The sequence below is a fragment of the Methanolobus sp. ZRKC2 genome (assembly GCF_045291185.1).
GTDB lineage: Archaea > Halobacteriota > Methanosarcinia > Methanosarcinales > Methanosarcinaceae > Methanolobus.
The window spans coordinates 716,314-736,623 of the sequence record NZ_CP146980.1 but is presented as its reverse complement, the minus strand read 5'-3'; the positions used below and the strand labels follow the sequence as shown (position 1 = coordinate 736,623).

The following is a 20,310-nucleotide window of genomic DNA, read 5'->3' as shown; positions in this document are numbered from 1 at the left end:
GTGGCTTCACACAGATACTGTAAAGAATTAAGGTTTTCGGTTCTGAATAAAGAATCAAAAAAGTAAGGTCCGGTTATTGTCCGGTATATTAATCCAGGTTCAAGAAGTTCTTTCTGACTTCCTGAACTTGTAGTCTGAGCGATCTGGAGTCAGGTTTCGACAATTTCCTGCATTTGCTTCCTGATATTCTCATCACCTGTATAATTCATCATCTCTTCCCATCTCTTCTGTAGTTTTATGAGATGCTCAAACGGATCAAAAGAAGGCACAGCATCATCTTTGGCAAGTTGTATGCTCCTCAACGTCTGAATACTGCTCTGAAGGTCGCCGTTTCTACGGTATTCTGCTGAGAGGAGTGTGCAGGCGTTCATTATTCTCTCATCAAGTTCATCATTAAGAAAAGCACCGGGATAGTCGCCGAAATCCTCGGCTGAAATATGGTTCATTCCATTAACCTTTTTTTGATGTCTTAGTTTTTCCCTCTCAAAGACAAAACGATAAATATCTTCTCTCAGACGCTTCCATTGTGGATGGCTTTTTTCAGGTGGCAGATGTTTTATGTGCAGTTCGTTGTCAAGGAAGAAACTGAAACCAAACATCTTTGCATTCATAATGTAATCGATATCTTCTCCCCGTCTTACATTAGGATCGAAAGGTATCCTCTGGAAAAGCTCCCTGTGAATGGTCATGTTTCCACCGAACACAAAAGGTGTTTCCTTTATTCGTGGAGTAGATGCAATTATGGATTCGAAGGATTTATTCATCTGTAACTGCTTGCCCCAGTAATAGGCCCAGCCATCTTCAGGTACACTTACGTAAAAATTTCCATCAGGCTGCAGATAGTAACCTGCCAGACCATATATGGTCTTGCCCTCTATCACCTGGCCGATATTTTCCTTTACTTTTTTGAGGAAATGTGGGTCCTCGAAAACTTCATCATCATCAATTAGTACTGCAGCGTCTGATCCGAGTATGTGAGGTACGAAAAGACAAAGATTACGGATACTTGAATACCCTTTTAGCTGTAGGAGGTCTCCATACTCACCTTTTCTATCCTTGCCAAGTATATCATGGACTTTTCTTAGTTGTGAAGATCCGAAAACCATTGTCTCCACCCCGGCATCAGGTGAAGTCTGTGCAACTATCTCGGACACTTTCTTTTCTACCTTACTTTCAATATCCGGGGAAGTTGCTACTGCCAGCACCACAAGCCTGAAATCCTTATCATCGAGGTTTTCTATGCTTTTTATTGCCCTGCCAAGCGTTCCTTCCTGATCTATCGGAATGGGGTGGTCATAAACTGCATCCCCTTCTATCCAGCCCGTAGCACTGTCCCGACCCCAGTAGCTAGGTATTACCATTGTAAGTTCCAAAATACTCCACTTCCTATAACCACTAAGAGCATTTATGAGAAGAACAGTATTTATATTCTTGCGATCGATAGCAGAGCTTAGTCCTTATCGACAAGCACAGCATCCTTTATTATCACTTTTGCCGTGTACTCGTCGAGTTCGATGACTTCCATTTCCCTGATCTCTATCCTTTTGTGATACATCGGTCCGTCGAGCACGAAACTTTCAAATTCGCCCCCTTCTCCTGCGACATTGAGCCCTATCTTCTCGTTGAGTTTGACAAGCTTCTCAATATCCTTCTCCTCTATCCTGCGTCCGACCCAGCTCTTATTAAGACCATAGGCTGCAATGCTACTGAAAATGAACTCAAAACCGATTGACAATAGTTGTCGCATCTCTTTTTCCTGGTCGATATGCCATAGTGGCGAGAATACTTTGAGTCCTATCTCGTCACAGATTCTCTCTATTCTCTCACGCTGGTAGTTTGAATAGAGTGCTCCCGTGACGACTCCTTCAATGCCGAACTCGTCTCTGGCCCTGAGAATGGCATTTTTCATATCCCCGAGTTCTTTCTCTTTTTCACCTAATGTCATTTCCTCGATGAGCGGAATGCCCATTGCTTCTGCCTGCATTTGTGCAAGACCAATATTTGGTGTGTGGAACATGTAGGAATCAGGATTCTTACTTTTAATCGTGATAAGACACTCTACGGAGTAGTTTTGCTCCTGCATTATATGCATTGCATAGTTGCTGTCCTTTCCCGAACTGAACAGCACCCCGAGTTTCAGGTTGGGCTGGCTATAGAACTGCTTCAGATAGTCGGTTTTTGTCCGGAAGCCTGCCTTTTTTGTGAGTTTTCCAATGGCTTTGTCGAACCTGCTTCCGTATTGTGCGGCCTGCTTCTTACGCAAGGCAACCTGTTCAGGCAGACCAAGGTCAATGGCAGTTTCTCTTAGTACCAGTTTGTTTCGCTCTTCGCTTATCTTGTATTGTGCAGGTATCTTCAGACAATAGTCTACAAATCTTTTGTCAAGATAAGGTACACGCAGTTCAATGTTGTTGTTCATTGCAACAACGTCGTCCCTGTATGTGTTTTTTTCGTATATTTTCAATATGTCCGCATAGCAATCTCTGTTTATATCGGTGGAGCGCTTATGCCGATCGTAACCTGCCAGCAGCTCATCTGCACCGGAACCTGAAAACATGACCCTTATGCCATCTTCCCTTGCTGCAATACATGCTGCATACATTGTCAATGCAACTCCTACCTTGGGAACATTGGTGTCTTCAACCAGCGGAACAACTGCTTTGAGGTACTTTTCTACTTCATCAAGCGTTATTTTCTTAATCTTTAGATCAAGGCCCAGCTCATCTGCCAGTCTTTGTGCATGCATGATATCAGGAGCTAATTGTACATCATCAAGCCCGGCTGTGTAGCAGGTGAAATCGATCCCTTGTTCTTTTTTAAGCTTTTTACAGAGGTATGCGATCACGGTTGAGTCCAGACCACCGGAAAACAGTATGCCGAATTTCTCTTCAGGTATTCGTATTGAAACAGCATTTTCAAGTAGCTCGATAAAATCGTTCTTTATCTGGCCAAAATATCTGGTGTTTTCGGGAATTATAGAGAAGAATTTTCGATTAAAACGCTTTAATGAATTGTTTTGCACGTCATAGGCAAGTATCTCTCTTGGATTGAGTTCTTTTATGTCGGCAAAGCCGGTTTTTGCAAGAGCTTTTTTCTCCGATGCAAAGGCAAATCCTTCGGAATTAGTGTACCATAGTGGTTTAATTCCGATGATATCCCTGGCGACATATACTTTTTCGTTTTTCCAGTAAGCAAAAGCATATACACCTATTATCTCGGCAAGGAGGTCATCGATTGTTTGCAGTATGATATCTTCGGATGAATCATCGTTTTCCTGCAATTTCAACTCAATGAGTTTTATGAGCATCTCCGCATCATTTGCTGCCGTAAGACCATACTTATTTCCAAGTTCTCTCCAGTTGTATATTTCACAATTAGCAGCCAGTTTTCCATCAATTACTATGGGCTGTCTTACAAAACTGATCATGGAATGAAGGCAATGGCCAAGGAAACTGTCTGTATGAGCACTTTTCGGAGTACTCAGATTGCTTGTGTCTTTTGAGAATCCAAGCCAGTCCTGTCCGCATACTCCCATACAGTCAAGACCTCTGTCCTTCATGATATCGAGAGATTTCAGGGTGAATTCGAACGCATTGTCGATATTAAAAAAACCTGTAATTCCGCACATTTTCCCGGTTTTAAGATGTGTAAGTTCAATTTAGTTTAATCTGGGATACTAAACGATACTGCCAGATAAAAGTTTTGAAACAAAAGGTTAACAGGATCAAATCCAATAACTAAAAAAAGTAGTGTTAGGGATTTCAGGGATTCTGCCGGATGGTTATATCCCTGAAAAGTTAAGGCTTAACAAGATATTTTTTACGGCTTGCAATTAAGAGCCATCCTTTCTTCAGGTGTAAGGGATATGTAGAACCGAAGTATGTCATCAGGGTCCATGTCTACTCCGAGATTGAATCCTTTTCTTTCGCCAGTCTTTAAGAATTTCTCTTCCTTCTCATGTTTATGATACATAAGCTGATTTATTTCTTCTTTATTCAGCCCGGACATGTCGATTTTTTTAAGAAGACCTATCAGCAGGAAATTATTTTCAACACGTTCGTAATAACTCTCTTTCCTTTCCTTTTTTTTGTCCTGATCGAATATATAGAAATTCTTCCCATTTTCATCTTTACCTGAGAGTAATATCTTCTTCAGAACCAATTTCCCGTTTTCTGATACTATGATCTTACGTTCGGTCTTCATTTCATTGCCCCTGCTTAAAATCTAGTCTGGTAAGAGTACTTCATGCAACTAATATGATCACAGGATCTTCGTGCTTTATCTCAGTACAATTTCTGCTTGCTCAATCTTCTATATAAAATTGTCTATACTATATGATATAATCACCATCATAATTATGATAGCATTTTCCTGTATACGAAAAGTTGAACTTACATATAACTAAAATACTAATAGAATCACTAGTAAAATATAATGGAATCCTGAGAAGAGCTAAGGACGAAACTTTATGTTCAGCGAACTAAAATCTAAAGTCAGAGCATTAATCCTGCCATTGGCAAAAGGAATACCTCTGTCTCCGAACTCATTGACTTTAATAGGCCTGCTTGTAAGCATTTATGCTGCATTACAACTTGCAAGGGGCTTCCTTGTATTTGGTGCCCTTATGATATTGTTAAGCGGTTTTTTCGATGCATTGGATGGTGCGGTTGCAAGAGCTAACGGTTCCTCGACGGCTTTCGGTGCCGTCTTTGATTCGGTGTGTGACAGATATGCTGATGCAATGATATTTGCAGGTATAATCTATGGTCTAATAGCAGGTAGTATTCCACAGATGTACATATTCTCGCTTCCTTTGTGGTTCTGGACCGTAATGGCTATTATTGGCTCCTATCTTGTCAGCTATACCCGTTCGAGGGCTGAAGCCATGGGTGCCCGGAAGATGGACATAGGGATTGCAGAGAGGCCTGAAAGGATGCTTATATTAATAGGCGGAGCCATGACAGGGATGCTTGGAGCATCTATTTTCATTATAGTCGTGCTTACCCATGTGACAGTTGTGCAACGTCTTATTCATGCCAGGAAATCACTTGCGTAGACTCAAAACCTAGGCAAAGATTATAATATAGAGCGCTCTATTAAAGCCTGATATCTATTAATAATTCTTATTTAAAGAGAGCTGAGGATGCGAAGATGCAGTATCAAGCTGAAGTAACTATTGAACTTAAGGCAGGTATGCTTGACCCTGAGGGTACAACTATCAAAAGAGCGCTTGAACATTTAGGTTATGAGACAGATAGTGTCAGGACAGCAAAAAAATACACTATCACTCTTCAAGCAAATAATATCCATGATGCAAGAGAAAATGTTGAGGAAATGTGCCAGAAACTGATAGCAAACCCGATAATCCATAATTACGAGATCTCCCTGAGGGAAACAGAATGAGTATTGCCATTGTCCAGTTTGGTGGCAGCAACTGCGACCTTGATGTCCTCCATGTTTTCAAAGATGTTGTGGGTGTTGATGCCGAGCTTGTATGGTATAAGGAAGAAAACCTCGACCGATTTGACGGTGTCGTGATACCAGGTGGTTTCTCTTACGGTGACTATCTAAGGGCTGGCGCAATAGCTGCACGTACTCCTATTATGAATTCGGTCAGGAAACAGGCGGAGTCCGGCAAGCCGGTCATTGGCATATGCAATGGTTTTCAGGTTCTTACGGAATCCGGTCTTCTCGACGGTGCACTGACCACCAATGATTATCCTAAGTTCAGGTGTGAACCTACATATCTAAGAGTAGAGACCACGGATACTCCTTTTACTTCAGGTTTTAAGAAAGGAGAAATCCTGAACATTCCTATAGCTCACATGGAAGGTAATTTCTATGCAGACGAGTCAACTCTTGCAAGCATGGAATATAATGACCAGGTAGCTTTCAGATATGTTGATAAAGATGGTAAGGTAACGGATGAAGCAAACCCCAATGGCTCACAGGAAAACATTGCAGGCATTATTAGTGCGCAAAAGAATGTGCTTGGAATGATGCCGCATCCTGAGAGGGCATCTGAAGATATTCTTGGTTCTTCTGACGGGCTAAGGGTATTTAAGTCAATGGTGGAGTATATCTCCAACCGTTGAATTACGTATTCCGCAATATGAAAATTAAGTAACAAAAAAGTTGCCATTTGGTAATTCTTTGATTACTTTTTTTAAAGTCATTTTTATTTTTATAGCTAATTTTTACAGTTTTTATTTGTCATGTGTTACCAAATTCAATTTAGAAACACTTTTATGCATCTTACGTCCTTATTTTAATTGAGTGGTGGTAGTATGATCAAACTTAAATTAGTTACTACAATGGTAATTCTATCGTTCTTATGCATAGGTATTGCAAATGCTTCTGAAGATACAACTTTTACTCCTGTAGCTTCTTTCTCTTCTTATGTCATAGAAGGCATAGAAGGTAAGGTACCTCTGAAAGTTCAGTTCAATGATACTTCAAGCAGGGAGCCCACATCATGGTTGTGGGACTTTGGTGACGGCAGTAATTCAACTTTGCAGAATGCATCGCATACTTTTATGAAAGGAACTTTTGACGTAAGCCTGACAGTAAGTAATGAAAATGGGTCCGATTCCTTAACAAAGATCGAGTATATCTCGGCAGATACACGTCCTGTAGTCGCAATTAGTTCAATCAGTCCAAATCCTGCAATCAAGGGTGAGCAGGTTGACTTGTTTGGTGTACACATTTATAACTATAGTTTCATCCCTTCCGAAAAAGCTCATGAATGGCGCTCAAGTCATGTCAACTATACAATATGTCGCGGAAAAGAACTTCATACTTCGCTCTTGGGTATAGGCAATCATACAATAAGCTTCAGGGTCAATGACAGTGAAGGTCAGTGGTCGGATCCGGCTTATGGTTTTTTGGTAATTAAGGCAAATTCAGCTCCTGAGGCTACTATTGTTTCTATTAGTTCGGCCTCTGCAGAAGTCGGTGAAACTATTACATTCAGCGGGAGCGGAATCGATCCAGATGGGAGGAATATTACTGATTATGAGTGGAGATCCAACATTGATAATCTGCTAAGCAATAAGTCAAGCTTTTCTAGATCAAATCTGTCCGTCGGAAATCATACTATATCTTTCAAAGTAAAAGATCCGATGTCATGGTCTCCTAAAGTAAACATTACTTTAAAAATCAAAGGCATTACAAACTATTTGCAGCCAAGTTTTGTGAAGCCCATAAGTGTTAATAATCCAGTGGATATAAAAGTCAACTTAAGTAACATTGATTATGTATCAGCTGAATTTTCAATAACAAATGACAGTGATGCTATTGTTTTTGAGGAGAATATAACTGAAAAGCTTGTATCAAATATGGGTATGTACACATTTGATTGGAATTCAACAGATCAGCAGGAAAAGCTTCTTCCAAATGGAATGTATACTTTGAACTTGTTTTGTGAAGATATCCATGGTGAGGAGGTCTTGGAATCAGTAGATGTGTTTGTTGACAACATAGCTCCTTCGATTGTTATCGACAGCATCTCTGGTATAACCACAAATGAAAGTGTACTATATGTCAATTCAGACCTGATGGTTAATGTATCTGAGCCCAGCACAACGGAGGATGCAGCAACCGTCAGTATCATTCTGTCGTCAGTCTCCGACAATTTCACGGAAACTGTCTATGCAAACTATGAAGTTTCCAATGGTTTATGGATAGGTAATTTTGATCTTTCTTCAATTCCTGATGGAAATTATACTGTAACAGCGATTGCAAAGGATAATGCAAATAACATCAATTCAACATCTTCTGATATAATAGTAAATGTTGACAGTACCTTCCCTATACTTGAAGACGTTACACCTTCAGAAGGTCAGATATTTGCTGAAGGCACTACCTCAGTATATGTTCGCTTTAATTACAGTGATGCACGCACAGGTATCAATACAAGTTCTATAATTTTTACAGTTGACACAAACGATGTAACAGATAATGCAATCATAAATGAATCCTCTGCCTCGTACAATGCAACAGGTCTGGCTGCAGGCGCTCATACTGCATCGATATATGTTGCGGATAATGCAGGCAATGTAGGGATGTTCAATACAAGTTTCTGGATCGGTCCGAAAGAATCTGATACAGATTCCTCTAGTAAAAGCAGCAGTAGTAAAAGTGGAGGCGGTGGTGGCGGTGGGTCTACCGGTGAAAAGTATGAGAACATACTTGTAAAAGAAGTCGAGAGTTTTTATGTCAGCAAAGATTCACATGTTATGTATGAATTTAAGAAAGATGACAATGCTATTACATCTGTCCAGTTCGATTCCTTGAAGAATTCCGGAAATGTTCAGGCAATTATTGAAGTTCTAAAGGGCAGATCTTCATTCGCCGACAGCAATGCTCCCGGAAACGTCTATCAACAGATGAATATCTGGGTTGGTAAAGCCGGATTTGTCAGTTCTGAAAATGTTGAAAACCTGAAGATTGTTTTCAAGGTGGAAAAGTCATGGCTGGATGAGAACAACATCGAAAATGATGCCGTAAATCTGTACAGGTATACAAATGGTTCCTGGAGTGTACTTGAAACTTCAATGACAACAGAAGACAATGAATATGTGTATTTTGCAAGCCTGACACCTGGCTTCTCGCCATTTGCGATTAGTTCTGAAACCAAGGTTGTGGAAGTTGTCGATGAACCTATTTTGCAATCCATGGAAGAAGAGGATTACCCGGTCGAAGTTCTGGAAGAAGTGGAAACTAAAAGCAGAAACGCTTGGACTGATGTTCTGCCAATAATTGGTGGAGTCCTGGTTGTGTCTGCAGGTGCATATATTCTGTACAGGAAACGAAAATAAAACTTCGTTCCTCTTCTTTTTTTATACAGTTTGTATGCAATTCTATTCAGAATTTTCAGTCACTATATTCTCAGCCGTTTTCCAGGAATGTCTGACTATATCAGGTAATTCTCCGTGCTCCCTGAACCAGTCTTTCAGGAACTGTTTTGTTTTCGGATCGGAAGGGTATCCGCTTCCAAAATCAATGCCTATTTCTTTCTTGATGTCTTCAATCAGCGCATCCCTGCGCACCTTTGCAACGATAGAAGCAGCAGAAACTACGGGATATATCGCATCTGCCTGATGCCTGGAAACGATTGATATATCTTTTGCTCTTTCAGGGTGTTTTTTTGCATATTCCTGCAGGAGTCTTTTCCCGAATCTTTCTTCTTTAACGTCAGCAGCATCAACATATGCTTCATCAGGATGTAGTTCTTCAAGAACCTTTGAAAACGCAAGCACCATGATGTCATTCATACTCATAAGTCTACGAAACTCATCTATCTGTTGCGGTGAAACTTCAAACACAAAGATCTTCTCAGAATACTTTTCGATCTGGCTGGCGAGTTGTCCCCTTTTCTTAGGAGCAATTTTCTTTGAGTCTGCAACACCCAGATTCTTCAGTGCATTAATCTTTGACTCTTCAACAAGTACTCCCCCAATGCACATAGGGCCGATCACAGGTCCTTTGCCTGCTTCATCTATTCCCGCTACTTTCATATATCCTATCCCTTCATCTGTCTATTTTAAGCTGACCATCAGATGAGCAGGGTGAATATAGCATATCCAATAATTATCATTATGGTTGAGTGTTTAAGTCCTGCCATAACACTTCCTTCGCCCATAGCACCTGCCATAAGGCCTGAACTCAGTCCCTGGATGATAGCTGCGTGTTTGAAGAGCTGTGTATAGGCATCCAGATCGAAGTTTCCAAGGAAACCTCCAGAGGTTGAACCTGTCTCAGCCATTTGTTTTCCAGCCTGGGCCATCTCGGAGAGGAATGTTGTCGAAATAACATAGATTACACCCACAAAGACCAGGAATGAGATGTAGATGATGACTATGTAGATCATCATGCTCATGGTACGTTCTCTCTTCATACCCTGTTCTGATGCAGCATCCCTGGCGGCAACCATAAGAACTTCGCCTATATCTCCGCTGGACTCATTTGCTTTCGTTATAAGGGAAAGAGAGCGGGTGACTACCTGGGTTCTCAGCCTGTTGGAAAATCTTATGAGAGCATCATTTATCTCAAGTCCCCAAAAAACATCATGCCAGATTTTCTTTATCTCTGAACTGAGAGCGTCTGTTTCAGACTTAGCCATAAGCCTGATAGAATCTCTCAATGTCATACCTGTTTCATTGGTACTTGCAAGCTTTTTCAGGAAATCAGGGAAACTACTTTCCAGTTTCTTTTTTCTTCTCTGTTTAATCTCATAGAATACTGAAAGAGGTATGATTACAAAGAGAATTGCAAACACGATCTTGTCATCAATGAATTCTACCATCATTGGAAGATTACCAAGTCTATTTGCATTCAGGAAAACGGACCCCACTACAATTAAAAATGCAAGTGGAATTGTAACGGCAAGTGTAGTAAGAGGATTCTTGAACATTGGAGCTAGCGGGTTTTCAATTATCCTCTTCAGAGCAAGAGATTTTTTGGATTTGGCAAATGCTTCGAAATTATTTCTTTCTCTTATTTTTTCCTCAGTTTCGTCAATCAATTCTCCGCTCTCATCATAAACAGGAGCAAGATATGAAGGTATTTCGGGAATCCCATGATCCAGAACAGTATTCGTATTGAGAAGTTTTGGTTCTCCCATCTCTGTGGGAGTAATTATGCTGATCATGACTACAAACATAAGCGACCCGATTGGCAGAACTGCATAGATTATTGCATATACCATGGTTGCGGAACCTGAGCCCATAACTGCCATCATGACACCCATGATGATAATAAACAAAGGTCCTGCCACGAATGCCGTTACATATGATTCGGCGAGTAATGCCAGGGTTTCCAGGAATCCTTTCTGGTCCACCTCGGCTTTGACAAGGTACTGCTCTGATTTATCCCGGAAATAGTTTGGAATATTTCCTCCGCTGTCAATAACTGTCAGAAGATTGTATATAAGATCCTGGAACCTTTCCGAAGGGGTGATCTCAGATGCATTGGTGAGTGCCGTTCTCAGGTCGTGTCCGAAATAATCCATGTCCCGTACAATAGAGTCAACTTCCTTCGAGACTTCACCATATGTGTCTTCTGAGCGTGCAAGTGCCCTGAAAACATCAATGATGTTCATGCCACCTTTACTGAGGGCGTACATGAAAGTTACAGCATAAGGAAGCTGCATATCTATCTTGGACCTTCTCTCGCCTGCCTGGAATCCGGGATATAACATGAAGATAGTATAGACCAGTCCTCCAAGCCCTACAATAAAAACTATAGTAATGAAAAAAGCAACGAATACTTCTTTATATTGCAGAAGGAATGCCATGCCGGGGCTGAAGGTGAGTTTGGTGAGATTTTCAGGAAGGCCTATCAGTCCTATGATAATATATGTTAGTAAAAGTCCGAGGAAAGCGCCCAATACACCTGCCAGTACCGAGTAGAAAACTGCATTTGAAATATACATCTCATGGGATATCGGTATACGTGCCTGATTCAATTGCTTCTGCAGGTTCACATAGTTCTGCTTCCTTGCCTTGATCTGGGTTCCAAGCAGGATAAAAGGTATTCCTTTTGCTATATTGAAGTATACTGTGGCTTTTTTGATGTATGGATCAACATCAAACTTTTTCCCGTTTTTATTTTTAGCCTTAATGTTTGCAGAAACAGTTTCTTCGATGTTGCTGTCTGAAAACTCTTCAACTGCTTCAATCCCCATCTCTTCTTCGGATGTGTCGATTTCAGAAGAGTCCTTTTTTTCTTTCAAGATCCACCCCCCCGTTGTCAGGCCAACTGCAATTTTTTCAGTACTTTTTCGGGTGTTGACTGGTATGAATTGATAATTCCTGAGATCTCATTAAAATTGTTGATGCCGTTGTTTACCATATACTCAAGTATTTTCTGTCGATAGTATAGCTCCTGATCTATTCTTCCCTGTCCCCAACCACGTCTCATCTTAATATCGAAAAGAGCTTTAGATTCACCTGTTCTGACAAAAATATCGGATTCGGAGTCCCATACAAAGATATCATTGGTTCTGATATTCCTGGTATTGGGGTCGATATCGATGATCTCTACAAGTTTGAGATTTCTCCTCACACGATTACCTTTCGAGTATGTCTGTGCCTGGATACTCATAATGTCAAGTGCCTGGATCATTGTACGCGGGACACTAATAGGTGGATTTTCAAGCCTGTGAATGGCGGATGCGACCGAATCGGCATGCATTGTTGAGAATGTGGTGTGACCTGTGGACATTGCTTGGAAAAGTGTCAGTGCTTCCTTACCTCGGACTTCACCTACCAGCAGGTATTCGGGACGTTGACGCAGTGCTGCCTTGAGAAGATCATACATGTCCACGGCTCCTCTCTCATCCGCAGTGAAAGAATCCCTTGTAACACTTGGAATCCAGTTAGGATGTGGTAGTTTAAGTTCCCTGGTATCCTCAAGAGTAATAATCTTGGATTTTTCGGGAATGAAAAGAGATACTGCATTAAGGGATGATGTTTTTCCTGACGCTGTACCACCCGCATAGATCAGGCTCTTGTTATTCTCGATACAAAGCCACAGATAAGCCATGGCTTCTGCAGAGAAAGTTCCCCACTTTATAAGGTCCACAGGGGTTATCGGAGTATCGCTGAACTTACGGATTGTAAAAGTACTTCCATGCGCAGTGACACAGGTACCCAGTGTCATCTGTATCCTTGATCCGTCAGGCATCGTAGCATCGATCATAGGTTCGGCCACTGAGATGTGCTTGCCACTTCTCTGTGCCATTTGAATTATAAAGGAGTTAAGTTCGTCCTCCCCATAAACAATGTTCGTAGCAATGTTATGGTGAGCACGATGGTAGAGGAATATTGGTACGTCATGTCCATTACCGGAAATATCTTCAATTGAATCATCATACATCAGGGCGTCTATTTTTCCGAAACGGACAAAATCCCTTTTGATATAATAGGATATCTTGGCGAGTATCGAAGGTGTTAGTTCCAGGGTATAATCCCGGATAATTGACCAGATCTTGGTGTCAAGAACCCTTTCTTTGTCTTCTTCATCCTCTGAAATCTCTTCAACAAGTAACACATCGCGAAGCCTGTCTTTGATTTCGTTGAGAAGTACTTCCTCGAAATCGGTCAGTTCGGGTTCCACAATATAGTAAAGGTGGTTGTTAATGTCTTCATTGAAAAGTATGACAATAAGTGTATATGGCTCATTGACCCAATAGCGCTCTACCTCTTCATAGCCATCCACACCCTTGAATTCAGTAATCGGACCATGTACGTTAGGATCATAGGCTTCAATTTCGATCTCTGCCTGCTTGAATAGTTTTTTAATCTTCCCTGCAAGACCTTTTTGCTCTTCTTCAGTTTCTTCCTGAGTTATCTCAAGGTCTTTGATTTCTTCTTCCTCTTCTACGGTGATTATGCTTTCTTCTTTAGCTTTTTCTTCCAGAATACTCTTGACCTTGGCTTCTGCCTCTTCATCTTTTTCAAGCAAGGCTGGCTCTTCTTTCCTTTTTACAAATGATTCTGTTTTTTTCGGTCCGAAACTCGCTGACTTGGGAAGCAATATATTAAACTCTACATCCTCCTCCGATGAACCTGAAATGCTTTCACTTTCTACAACAGTAGAAGTTTCGGAATTTGTAGTTTTATCTGAAGGAAGCAAGACACTTTCTTCTCCGTCATCTGTGGATTTTTTTATAATTGGGCTTTTCTGGATAATAGAAGTGAATTCTTCTTCGAGCTTCTGGTCGGATTTCTTGATCTCTGCTAATTTTTCAAGGAGATTCGAGGTCTCCATAGAATCATCATTTTCTTCTTCACAATCCTGATCAGTCTTGTTAGAATCAGAAGAATGGTCACCATCCTCTGACAGATTATCATAGGTTGATGCCGTATCATCAACCTTATCTGCTTCCCTGGCTTTTTCAAGCTCTTTCTTTTTAGGATCTTCTATCTGAGCATCAGCCATTAATGTCACCGCTTGATGAATGTTCAAATGCAAGATTATATTATGTATATATTATAATTACACATATTATTAAAGTTATTGTATTATTGACTGCTACCGAACTACCGGTGATTTCTATCATAACTTTTTCAAGTTGTTTCTATTGCCAATCTGCTTACCTTTAATTCTCCTGCACTGTTGACATGTACATATTTAAAATCAGCATGTACATGATCTACTTGTTTAATCGCCTTGATGTGCTGGATTTTGAAATGTTTGTACAAATTCTCTTTTAAACTCTATTTTTATGTGCATAACATTCCAGTTTCATTTTCAGAAAATGAAATTCAAAAGCAGTTCACTCAAAAAAGTTAAATCCAAGGGTCGATATGTTCAGGTAGAAATATGAAAGCAATCTGGAATTGAGAGGATAGCCTGCATGCCTATAATAACCCTACCATATGAAGATCTTGAAGAATTAACCGGGACTGATAAGGATACCATCATCGAACGTGTGCCAATGATTGGTGCGGACATCGAGCGCATAGAAGAGAAATCCATAGATATTGAGTTCTTCCCTGATCGTCCTGATCTCTACAGCGTTGAGGGAGTAGCACGTGCAATGCGTGGTTTCCTTGATATTGAAGTCGGTTTTCGTGAGTATGAGGTCAAACCGTACCAGGTAGAGATCTCAAAGGATGCTGGAATAGAGGACATTCGTCCGGTATTCGGGTGTGCTGTCGTAAGAGGTGTAAATTTTAGTTCTGCTTCTATTAAGAGTCTTATGGATCTCCAGGAGTCCCTTCATTGGGGTCTTGGGCGCGACAGGAAGAAAGTATCAATCGGTGTACACGATCTCTCAAAGGTAGAGCCTCCCTTCCGCTATATTGCAGCAGACCCTGACTTTGAGTTCATCCCGCTTGATTTCACAGAACCTATGTCCATGAGGGAGATACTTGAAAAACATCCAAAGGGTGTGAGATTTGCACATATTTTGGAAGGCTTTGAGAGCTACCCTCTTATTTTGGATTCCAATGGAAATGTTCTTTCATTCCCTCCAATAATCAATGGTACATTAACGATGGTAAACGAGAATACTACCGATCTGCTGGTGGATGTCACGGGACTGGGTGATGAAGTATACACTGCACTTAATATTGTGACAACCGCACTTGCAGAGCGCGGTGGCCAGGTCGAGTATGTGAAAGTAATCAAGGCGGATGGTACAGAGCAGATTCCTCTCGACCTTACACCTCGTGTCAAAATACTGGAAAGGTCGGAGATTAATTCTTTGATAGGTATGGATCTTTCCAGTGAGGAAATAATCAGGCAGCTTAAGCGTATGGGATTTGGTGCCACGGAACTTGGGGATGGTGTCATTGAAGTTATGATACCCCGCTATCGTGCAGATATCCTGGACAATTCTGACATCATTGAGGATATTGCTATTGGCTATGGTTTCAACAAAATACCCGCAGTGTTCCCTATGAATGCAACTGTTGGCAGTTCCCATGAACTATCTGACATCGGTTCTTCTATGAGGGAAATAATGACAGGCCTTGGCTACCAGCAGGTCATGCCTTTCACTCTGACAAGCGAAAAAATTCATTTTGAGTGGATGTGTAGGGAACTTACTGATGATGTTACATATGTCATGCATCCAATAAGTGAAGACCAGACTATGGTGAGAACCACGATTCTTCCAAATCTAATGGAAATCCTTTCCATGAATCAGCACAGAGAACTTCCTCAACGTATATTCGAGGCAGGTGACGTGGTTGTTAATAGAGAAGGCGGCCTGCATCTCGCTGCTGTATCAATCAATGCCCAAGCTAACTTCACGGAAGTAAGGGAGTTATTTGATGCCGTCATGAGGGAAAGAATGCTGGAATACGAAGTTTCGGAATCAACAGACCCGACTTTTCTGGAAGGCAGAAGAGCAGACATAATTATGAACGGTAAAAAAATTGGTGTTATGGGTGAGTTCGACCCTCAGGTTATAGTTAATTTTGGACTGGGGCAGCCGGTTGTAGGATTTGAAATTGATCTTGGCAAAAATTAATATTTCCTGGTTTCGGGCTTAAGTGTCTTAATATAATTAGGCATTTATTGCCGTAACCCATTTTCATGTTTAATTTCTTTTTAGATTTTTTCTTTATTTGATATTGTATGATGGAGTTATAAAATACATTTTGTATTTTTGTAATACTCATGTTCTACTTAAATAAGAGGACAAATATGCAAAAACAATTTTTTTGTTGCGCCAAAGATTTCAGTGAAACGGAAATATTTATATGTAAGCCATATATACTGCCTATATAGCTCTATCGTACACTATAGGCTTGGTCTGTTTCAGGCCACATTAATCGGAACTACAGGGGTACAGTGTTGTATCCCTCTTTCCTGATTACTTTTCCTGACTTGTAATATCTATTCTGCTTAAAAAAAATAGCGGGCCCGCCGCGATTCGAACACGGGTCAATGGGTGACTTCACAGCTTCAAACTGCATCGAAGCCCATGAGGATATCCTGGCTACCCTACGAGCCCATAGGGATTTACTCATTGATACCGATTGTATTAAAGGTTTCTATCACAGTAGGAAAGATCGAATGAACTCAGTTCGATGATACTGGGAAACTATTTTATACTTCAGGTGCTACTATTATTGTAGCAAGCTATCTATTAAATAGCAAGCTGCAATAAAATAGTAAATGAGGAGAAAATATGCCAGTGATTATAATGAAAGCGGGAAAGATTCCGGCAGAAATGAAAAAAGAATTGATCGAGAAACTAACGTCTGCAGCATCTGAAGTTACCAATATTCCTGAGAATGCTTACACTGTTTTGATTGAGGAGCTTGATCTTGATAATATTGGTGTCGGCGGTCAGGTATTGTCTGAAAAACATGCACACTAAATGATCAGGATGCTAGTTGTCCTGTTTTCCCATCACCAGGAAGGAAAAGAGTTTCAATAACCTTACACAAAGATGAACTGATTATCAAGGTGTAAATATGTCAATTCCAAGTCCCGGTGAATCAGTCAGAGGGTCCCAATCAGGAGTCCCCATTATGGCGCTTTTCGACCTGTTGGGAAGAAGCTGGTCGATGGGAATAATCTGGCAACTACAAAAAGGACCTGCTACCTTCAGGGAACTCCAGAAGCGATGCGAATCTATCTCTCCTTCGATATTGAATAAACGTATCAAAGACCTGAGAGAGGCAGATATTGTAGAGCGTACACTGGAGGGGTACCAGTTGACTCAGAGAGGCGAAGAACTCTTTGAGTTGCTGCTTCCATTTGGAGAGTGGTCACTGGTATGGGCAGAGGAAGTCTTCAAGGTCACAGAGCATCCTGCATTTGAAACCAGAAAAAATCAAATTAAATGACAGGAGTTTTTAGATGTTTCATCCATGCAAGATAACAGTAGTAAAAAAAGGATTTGACGATGAATTAGTAAATGCATATCTGGAAAATCCAGAACGAATGAAGATTTGTGATAGAGTTGAAGAAAATCAGGAGTATTTAGTTTCTGATCCCTTTGAAATGCCGGATAATTTTTGTGCCTGGGCATGGGCCGATATCCGCCCCTCCATTCTTACTATTGCTACCGGAGGAGAGTTTGATATTATGATTAATAAAAAGTCAACACTGGCGATCTGTACGGATCCATTCAGGCCGGTAGTATTCAAAATTGAGAGAGTATAGTAATCCCGCAAATAGGTATGGTCTGGTCATAAAGCCACACGAATGACTGGGCAGTGAGTAACTTGTGATGTGATCACATCGAAGCTTAATATCCTGACCATCTCACGAGCCCACAAAGATGTACTGATTGATACAGATTACATTAAATGTTTCTATTACAGCAACCCGCTTATTATCCTTGCAGCCATGAGTAATAGTATAACTCCAAACATTTTTCTCAGAGTTTCAGCCTTCATCCTGCCAGACATCAGATGAGACCCAAGTTGTGCTCCTGTGAACGAAGCTAGTGCAATGTAGATAACCATTGAGATATCGGGTTCCCATGAGCTTGCATGTGCAATAAATGCAGACAGGGATGTGAATATCACAATAAAGCCGGAAGTAGCGGCAGCACATTTAATGCCGTAGCCAAGCAAAAGAAGCATTGGGACTATAAAAGAACCTCCTCCTATTCCCAGCAGACCTGAAAGAATACCTACTACAAGCCCTCCTATACTCACGATTAACAGCTTTTTGCTTCCGTTTATCTTTTTTTCACGGTAGAATTTCTCAATCCTTGCAAAGATCATTTCCAATCCTACAACTATCATCAGGATCGCGAAAAAGAAAAGCAACATATCAACCGGAACAAGTCTTGTAAAATAGGCACCTATCTGGGCACCTGCAGCAGAGGCTACGATGAAAGGTACTGCAATGTGCAGGTCAACCAGTTTTTTACGCAGGTATATCACAGTTGCTGAGCTTGAAGTCACGATGTTCAACAATAATGCGACAGTAATGGCTTCGACTAATTCCATACCTGTCCAGTAAAAAAAAGGCACATAGAAAATGGCACCACCAAGCCCAAGCATGGAAAATATGATCGAACTAAAAAAAACAGCAAGTACGATCAGTATATCTTCCATTATCTCAACGCCTGAATTCGGTGTATAGTATTCATTTAGATCTCTTTACATACTTTTCCTTGAAACGGCTAATTTCTTCCCTTCCACCAACAACAGCAACGATGTCATCTTTCTTTAAAACAGTGGAGGGGAGGACATCGGTAATTACTTCACCATTTCGTTCGATACCTATTATTGTACAGCCCACAGAAGTTCTCAGGTCCAGTTCCGCAACTGTCTTGTTAACCAATTCCGGTTCCCTGGTAATAAGGTGTTTTTCAATATCAATACCTTCATAAAGCATTATGTCCTCGTCCATTCTCTTGCAGGAAGCTTCAAGACAATTTGAGGTCATTTTTGCAAGCATCTGGCCTGCAACAATGGAAAGTGCCGCAACATAGTCAGCACCTGCCTTGTATATCTTATCGATTGATTTGTAAGAATTAGCTCTTGAGATTATTGTGGATTTTGGATTTAACCCACGTGCCATGAGAGTCGCAAATATAACATCAGTGTCATCGTTTAAGGTTATGATGACTTCTGAAGCGGTCCTGATGCCTGCCTGCACAAGTATCTCTTCATCAGTTGCATTACCGATAATGTGTTTGAAGTCTGCATTCTCAAGTTTTTGGGGATTGGAATCAATAACAATAAAATTGATGTCTGCATGCTGTAGGGTTTCAATCACTCGTTTCCCAACGTCTCCGCATCCCAGTATTATCAGGTGTCCCTCTTCTGCAAGCTCCATGATTATCATTCCAAACGCTGGGTAAGTTTTCTAAGTTCAGATAGCTGGTCAGTGGTGCCTATGGCCAATAACACCGAGTTATCCTTGATAATATCCTCGGGCATTACATTGAAGGATAAACTTCCTCCTTTCCACATACCTATAACGTTGACGCCGGTTTTTTCCCTGATAGCTGCATTTCTGATTGTTTTTCCGATAAGTGGGCTTTTAGGATATATCGGGAATTCAACTATACTTACTCCTTCAAAGAACTCAGTAGCTCCAGTTAGCCTCCTTACGAAGGGGTCTGCCGCTTTTCTTCCAATGAACCTGCCATACAGTTCCTTTGGTGATACTACACTTGTAGCACCTGCATATTTCAGGTATTTTTTATTGGAACTGTCCTCGACTACAGCAATGATTTTCAAATTGCTCAATTTGCGGGCTGTCAGGACGATATTTGCATTCATCTCGTCAGAGCGATTTGCAATGACAAAGCGTGCTGTGTAAATGTTGGCATTTTCTAATGTCTCTTCTTCGGAAGGTATTCCGGCAATAGTATGAATATTGCGCTTGAGAAGCTTTTTTATTAGCTCTTCATCTTCTTCAATGAGCACGTAAGGTATATCATCTTCGTTTAACTCCTCTATTAGAGTTTCAACCAGCTTGTTGTATCCGCAGATAATTATGTGCTCTTTCAGGTTCCTGGATGTTTTTGTTGGCAAGCTTGAATGTACGTTCTTTTCCAGCCAGGGGGTGATCACAACCGAGAACAAAAACGCAAATACAAGGGGAATTCCTGACAACTGCACGAATACGGAGAACATTTTGCCGGGCATTGACTCGAAAACAATATCCCCGTAACCAACGGTTGTGACTGTGGATATTACCCAGTAGAAAGCGTTGAAGATGTTTGCAAATTCATATTGCTGTTCATACCTCATTATCTGAATGAAGATAAAGATATAGGCAAGGATCAGGACAACTGCAAATGAAATAGATTTTAAGATCGTTTTATGTATGAGGTTTCTAATTCTCATAATATCGCCAGAACTATCTCATTTTCAA

At 40.8% G+C, this 20,310-nt stretch carries 17 protein-coding genes and 1 tRNA gene; 8 read left to right on the top strand and 10 right to left on the bottom strand.

The features are described 5' to 3' along the window. Positions 1–149: 149 nt before the first annotated feature. From V7O62_RS03475 to V7O62_RS03465, 3 genes are all read right to left on the bottom strand, one after another. Positions 150–1,373, bottom strand: coding sequence for a glycosyltransferase family 2 protein (locus tag V7O62_RS03475; protein WP_406657628.1), 1,224 nt, complete (start codon positions 1,371–1,373; stop codon positions 150–152). A 77-nt stretch (positions 1,374–1,450) separates the two neighbouring features. Further along, positions 1,451–3,628, bottom strand: coding sequence for a diphthine--ammonia ligase (locus tag V7O62_RS03470; protein ID WP_406657627.1), 2,178 nt, complete (start codon positions 3,626–3,628; stop codon positions 1,451–1,453). 191 nt (positions 3,629–3,819) lie between these two features. After that, on the bottom strand, positions 3,820–4,203 hold the full coding sequence (locus V7O62_RS03465) for a hypothetical protein (RefSeq protein WP_406657626.1): 384 nt from the start codon (positions 4,201–4,203) through the stop codon (positions 3,820–3,822). Positions 4,204–4,468: 265 nt separating this feature from the next. Here V7O62_RS03465 and V7O62_RS03460 point away from each other — a divergent pair, with 265 nt between their 5' ends. The 4 genes from V7O62_RS03460 (at position 4,469) to V7O62_RS03445 (ending at position 8,819) form a co-directional block, all read left to right on the top strand. Then, the gene (locus tag V7O62_RS03460) at positions 4,469–5,056 is read left to right on the top strand and encodes a CDP-alcohol phosphatidyltransferase family protein (RefSeq protein WP_406657625.1); all 588 of its coding nucleotides are present in this window, start codon (positions 4,469–4,471) and stop codon (positions 5,054–5,056) included. 95 nt (positions 5,057–5,151) lie between these two features. Beyond that, on the top strand, positions 5,152–5,403 hold the full coding sequence (gene purS / locus V7O62_RS03455; RefSeq protein WP_406657624.1) for a phosphoribosylformylglycinamidine synthase subunit PurS: 252 nt from the start codon (positions 5,152–5,154) through the stop codon (positions 5,401–5,403). Beyond that, positions 5,400–6,095 carry a phosphoribosylformylglycinamidine synthase subunit PurQ gene (gene purQ / locus V7O62_RS03450; RefSeq protein WP_406657623.1) on the top strand — a complete coding sequence of 232 codons (696 nt, stop codon included), beginning with the start codon at positions 5,400–5,402 and terminating at the stop codon, positions 6,093–6,095. Before purS ends, purQ begins: the two co-directional genes overlap by 4 nt. Before the next feature lie 192 nt (positions 6,096–6,287). Further along, positions 6,288–8,819 (top strand): PGF-pre-PGF domain-containing protein, encoded by a 2,532-nt coding sequence (locus V7O62_RS03445; RefSeq protein ID WP_406657622.1) that lies wholly within the window; start codon positions 6,288–6,290, stop codon positions 8,817–8,819. Positions 8,820–8,861: 42 nt separating this feature from the next. Here V7O62_RS03445 and rnhB read toward each other — a convergent pair whose 3' ends face one another. Genes rnhB through V7O62_RS03430 form a run of 3 tightly spaced genes read right to left on the bottom strand, consistent with a single transcriptional unit; the run spans position 8,862 to position 13,944 of the window. Then, positions 8,862–9,518 (bottom strand): ribonuclease HII, encoded by a 657-nt coding sequence (rnhB, locus tag V7O62_RS03440; RefSeq protein ID WP_406657621.1) that lies wholly within the window; start codon positions 9,516–9,518, stop codon positions 8,862–8,864. Between the two features lie 38 nt (positions 9,519–9,556). Beyond that, complete coding sequence (locus V7O62_RS03435; protein ID WP_406657620.1) at positions 9,557–11,734, bottom strand: type II secretion system F family protein; 2,178 nt, start codon at positions 11,732–11,734, stop codon at positions 9,557–9,559. Positions 11,735–11,751: 17 nt separating this feature from the next. Beyond that, the gene (locus V7O62_RS03430; RefSeq protein ID WP_406657619.1) at positions 11,752–13,944 is read right to left on the bottom strand and encodes a type II/IV secretion system ATPase subunit; all 2,193 of its coding nucleotides are present in this window, start codon (positions 13,942–13,944) and stop codon (positions 11,752–11,754) included. A 418-nt stretch (positions 13,945–14,362) separates the two neighbouring features. On the opposite strand from V7O62_RS03430, the gene pheT reads away from it, so the two are divergent. Continuing rightward, positions 14,363–15,985: a phenylalanine--tRNA ligase subunit beta gene (gene pheT / locus V7O62_RS03425; RefSeq protein WP_406657618.1), complete on the top strand. Its 1,623-nt coding sequence runs from the start codon at positions 14,363–14,365 to the stop codon at positions 15,983–15,985. A gap of 390 nt (positions 15,986–16,375) precedes the next feature. Here pheT and V7O62_RS03420 read toward each other — a convergent pair. After that, positions 16,376–16,471 (bottom strand) — tRNA-Arg (locus V7O62_RS03420). Between the two features lie 177 nt (positions 16,472–16,648). On the opposite strand from V7O62_RS03420, the gene dmpI reads away from it, so the two are divergent. From dmpI to V7O62_RS03405, 3 genes are all read left to right on the top strand, one after another. Beyond that, a complete protein-coding gene (dmpI, locus tag V7O62_RS03415; RefSeq protein ID WP_406657617.1) occupies positions 16,649–16,840 on the top strand; it encodes a 4-oxalocrotonate tautomerase DmpI in 192 nt (63 codons plus the stop codon). Between the two features lie 97 nt (positions 16,841–16,937). After that, the gene (locus tag V7O62_RS03410) at positions 16,938–17,312 is read left to right on the top strand and encodes a winged helix-turn-helix transcriptional regulator (RefSeq protein WP_406657616.1); all 375 of its coding nucleotides are present in this window, start codon (positions 16,938–16,940) and stop codon (positions 17,310–17,312) included. Between the two features lie 13 nt (positions 17,313–17,325). Then, positions 17,326–17,631, top strand: coding sequence for a TIGR04076 family protein (locus V7O62_RS03405; protein ID WP_406657615.1), 306 nt, complete (start codon positions 17,326–17,328; stop codon positions 17,629–17,631). Between the two features lie 155 nt (positions 17,632–17,786). On the opposite strand, the gene V7O62_RS03400 is transcribed toward V7O62_RS03405, so the two are convergent. The 3 genes from V7O62_RS03400 to V7O62_RS03390 are packed head-to-tail and all read right to left on the bottom strand — an operon-like array spanning position 17,787 to position 20,282. After that, entirely contained in the window at positions 17,787–18,536 is a 750-nt protein-coding gene (locus V7O62_RS03400) for a sulfite exporter TauE/SafE family protein (RefSeq protein WP_406657614.1), read from the bottom strand. Between the two features lie 31 nt (positions 18,537–18,567). After that, positions 18,568–19,272, bottom strand: coding sequence for a potassium channel family protein (locus tag V7O62_RS03395; RefSeq protein WP_406657613.1), 705 nt, complete (start codon positions 19,270–19,272; stop codon positions 18,568–18,570). Continuing rightward, positions 19,269–20,282 (bottom strand): potassium channel family protein, encoded by a 1,014-nt coding sequence (locus V7O62_RS03390; protein ID WP_406657612.1) that lies wholly within the window; start codon positions 20,280–20,282, stop codon positions 19,269–19,271. The genes V7O62_RS03395 and V7O62_RS03390 overlap by 4 nt, the downstream gene beginning before the upstream one ends. Positions 20,283–20,310 lie beyond the last annotated feature (28 nt).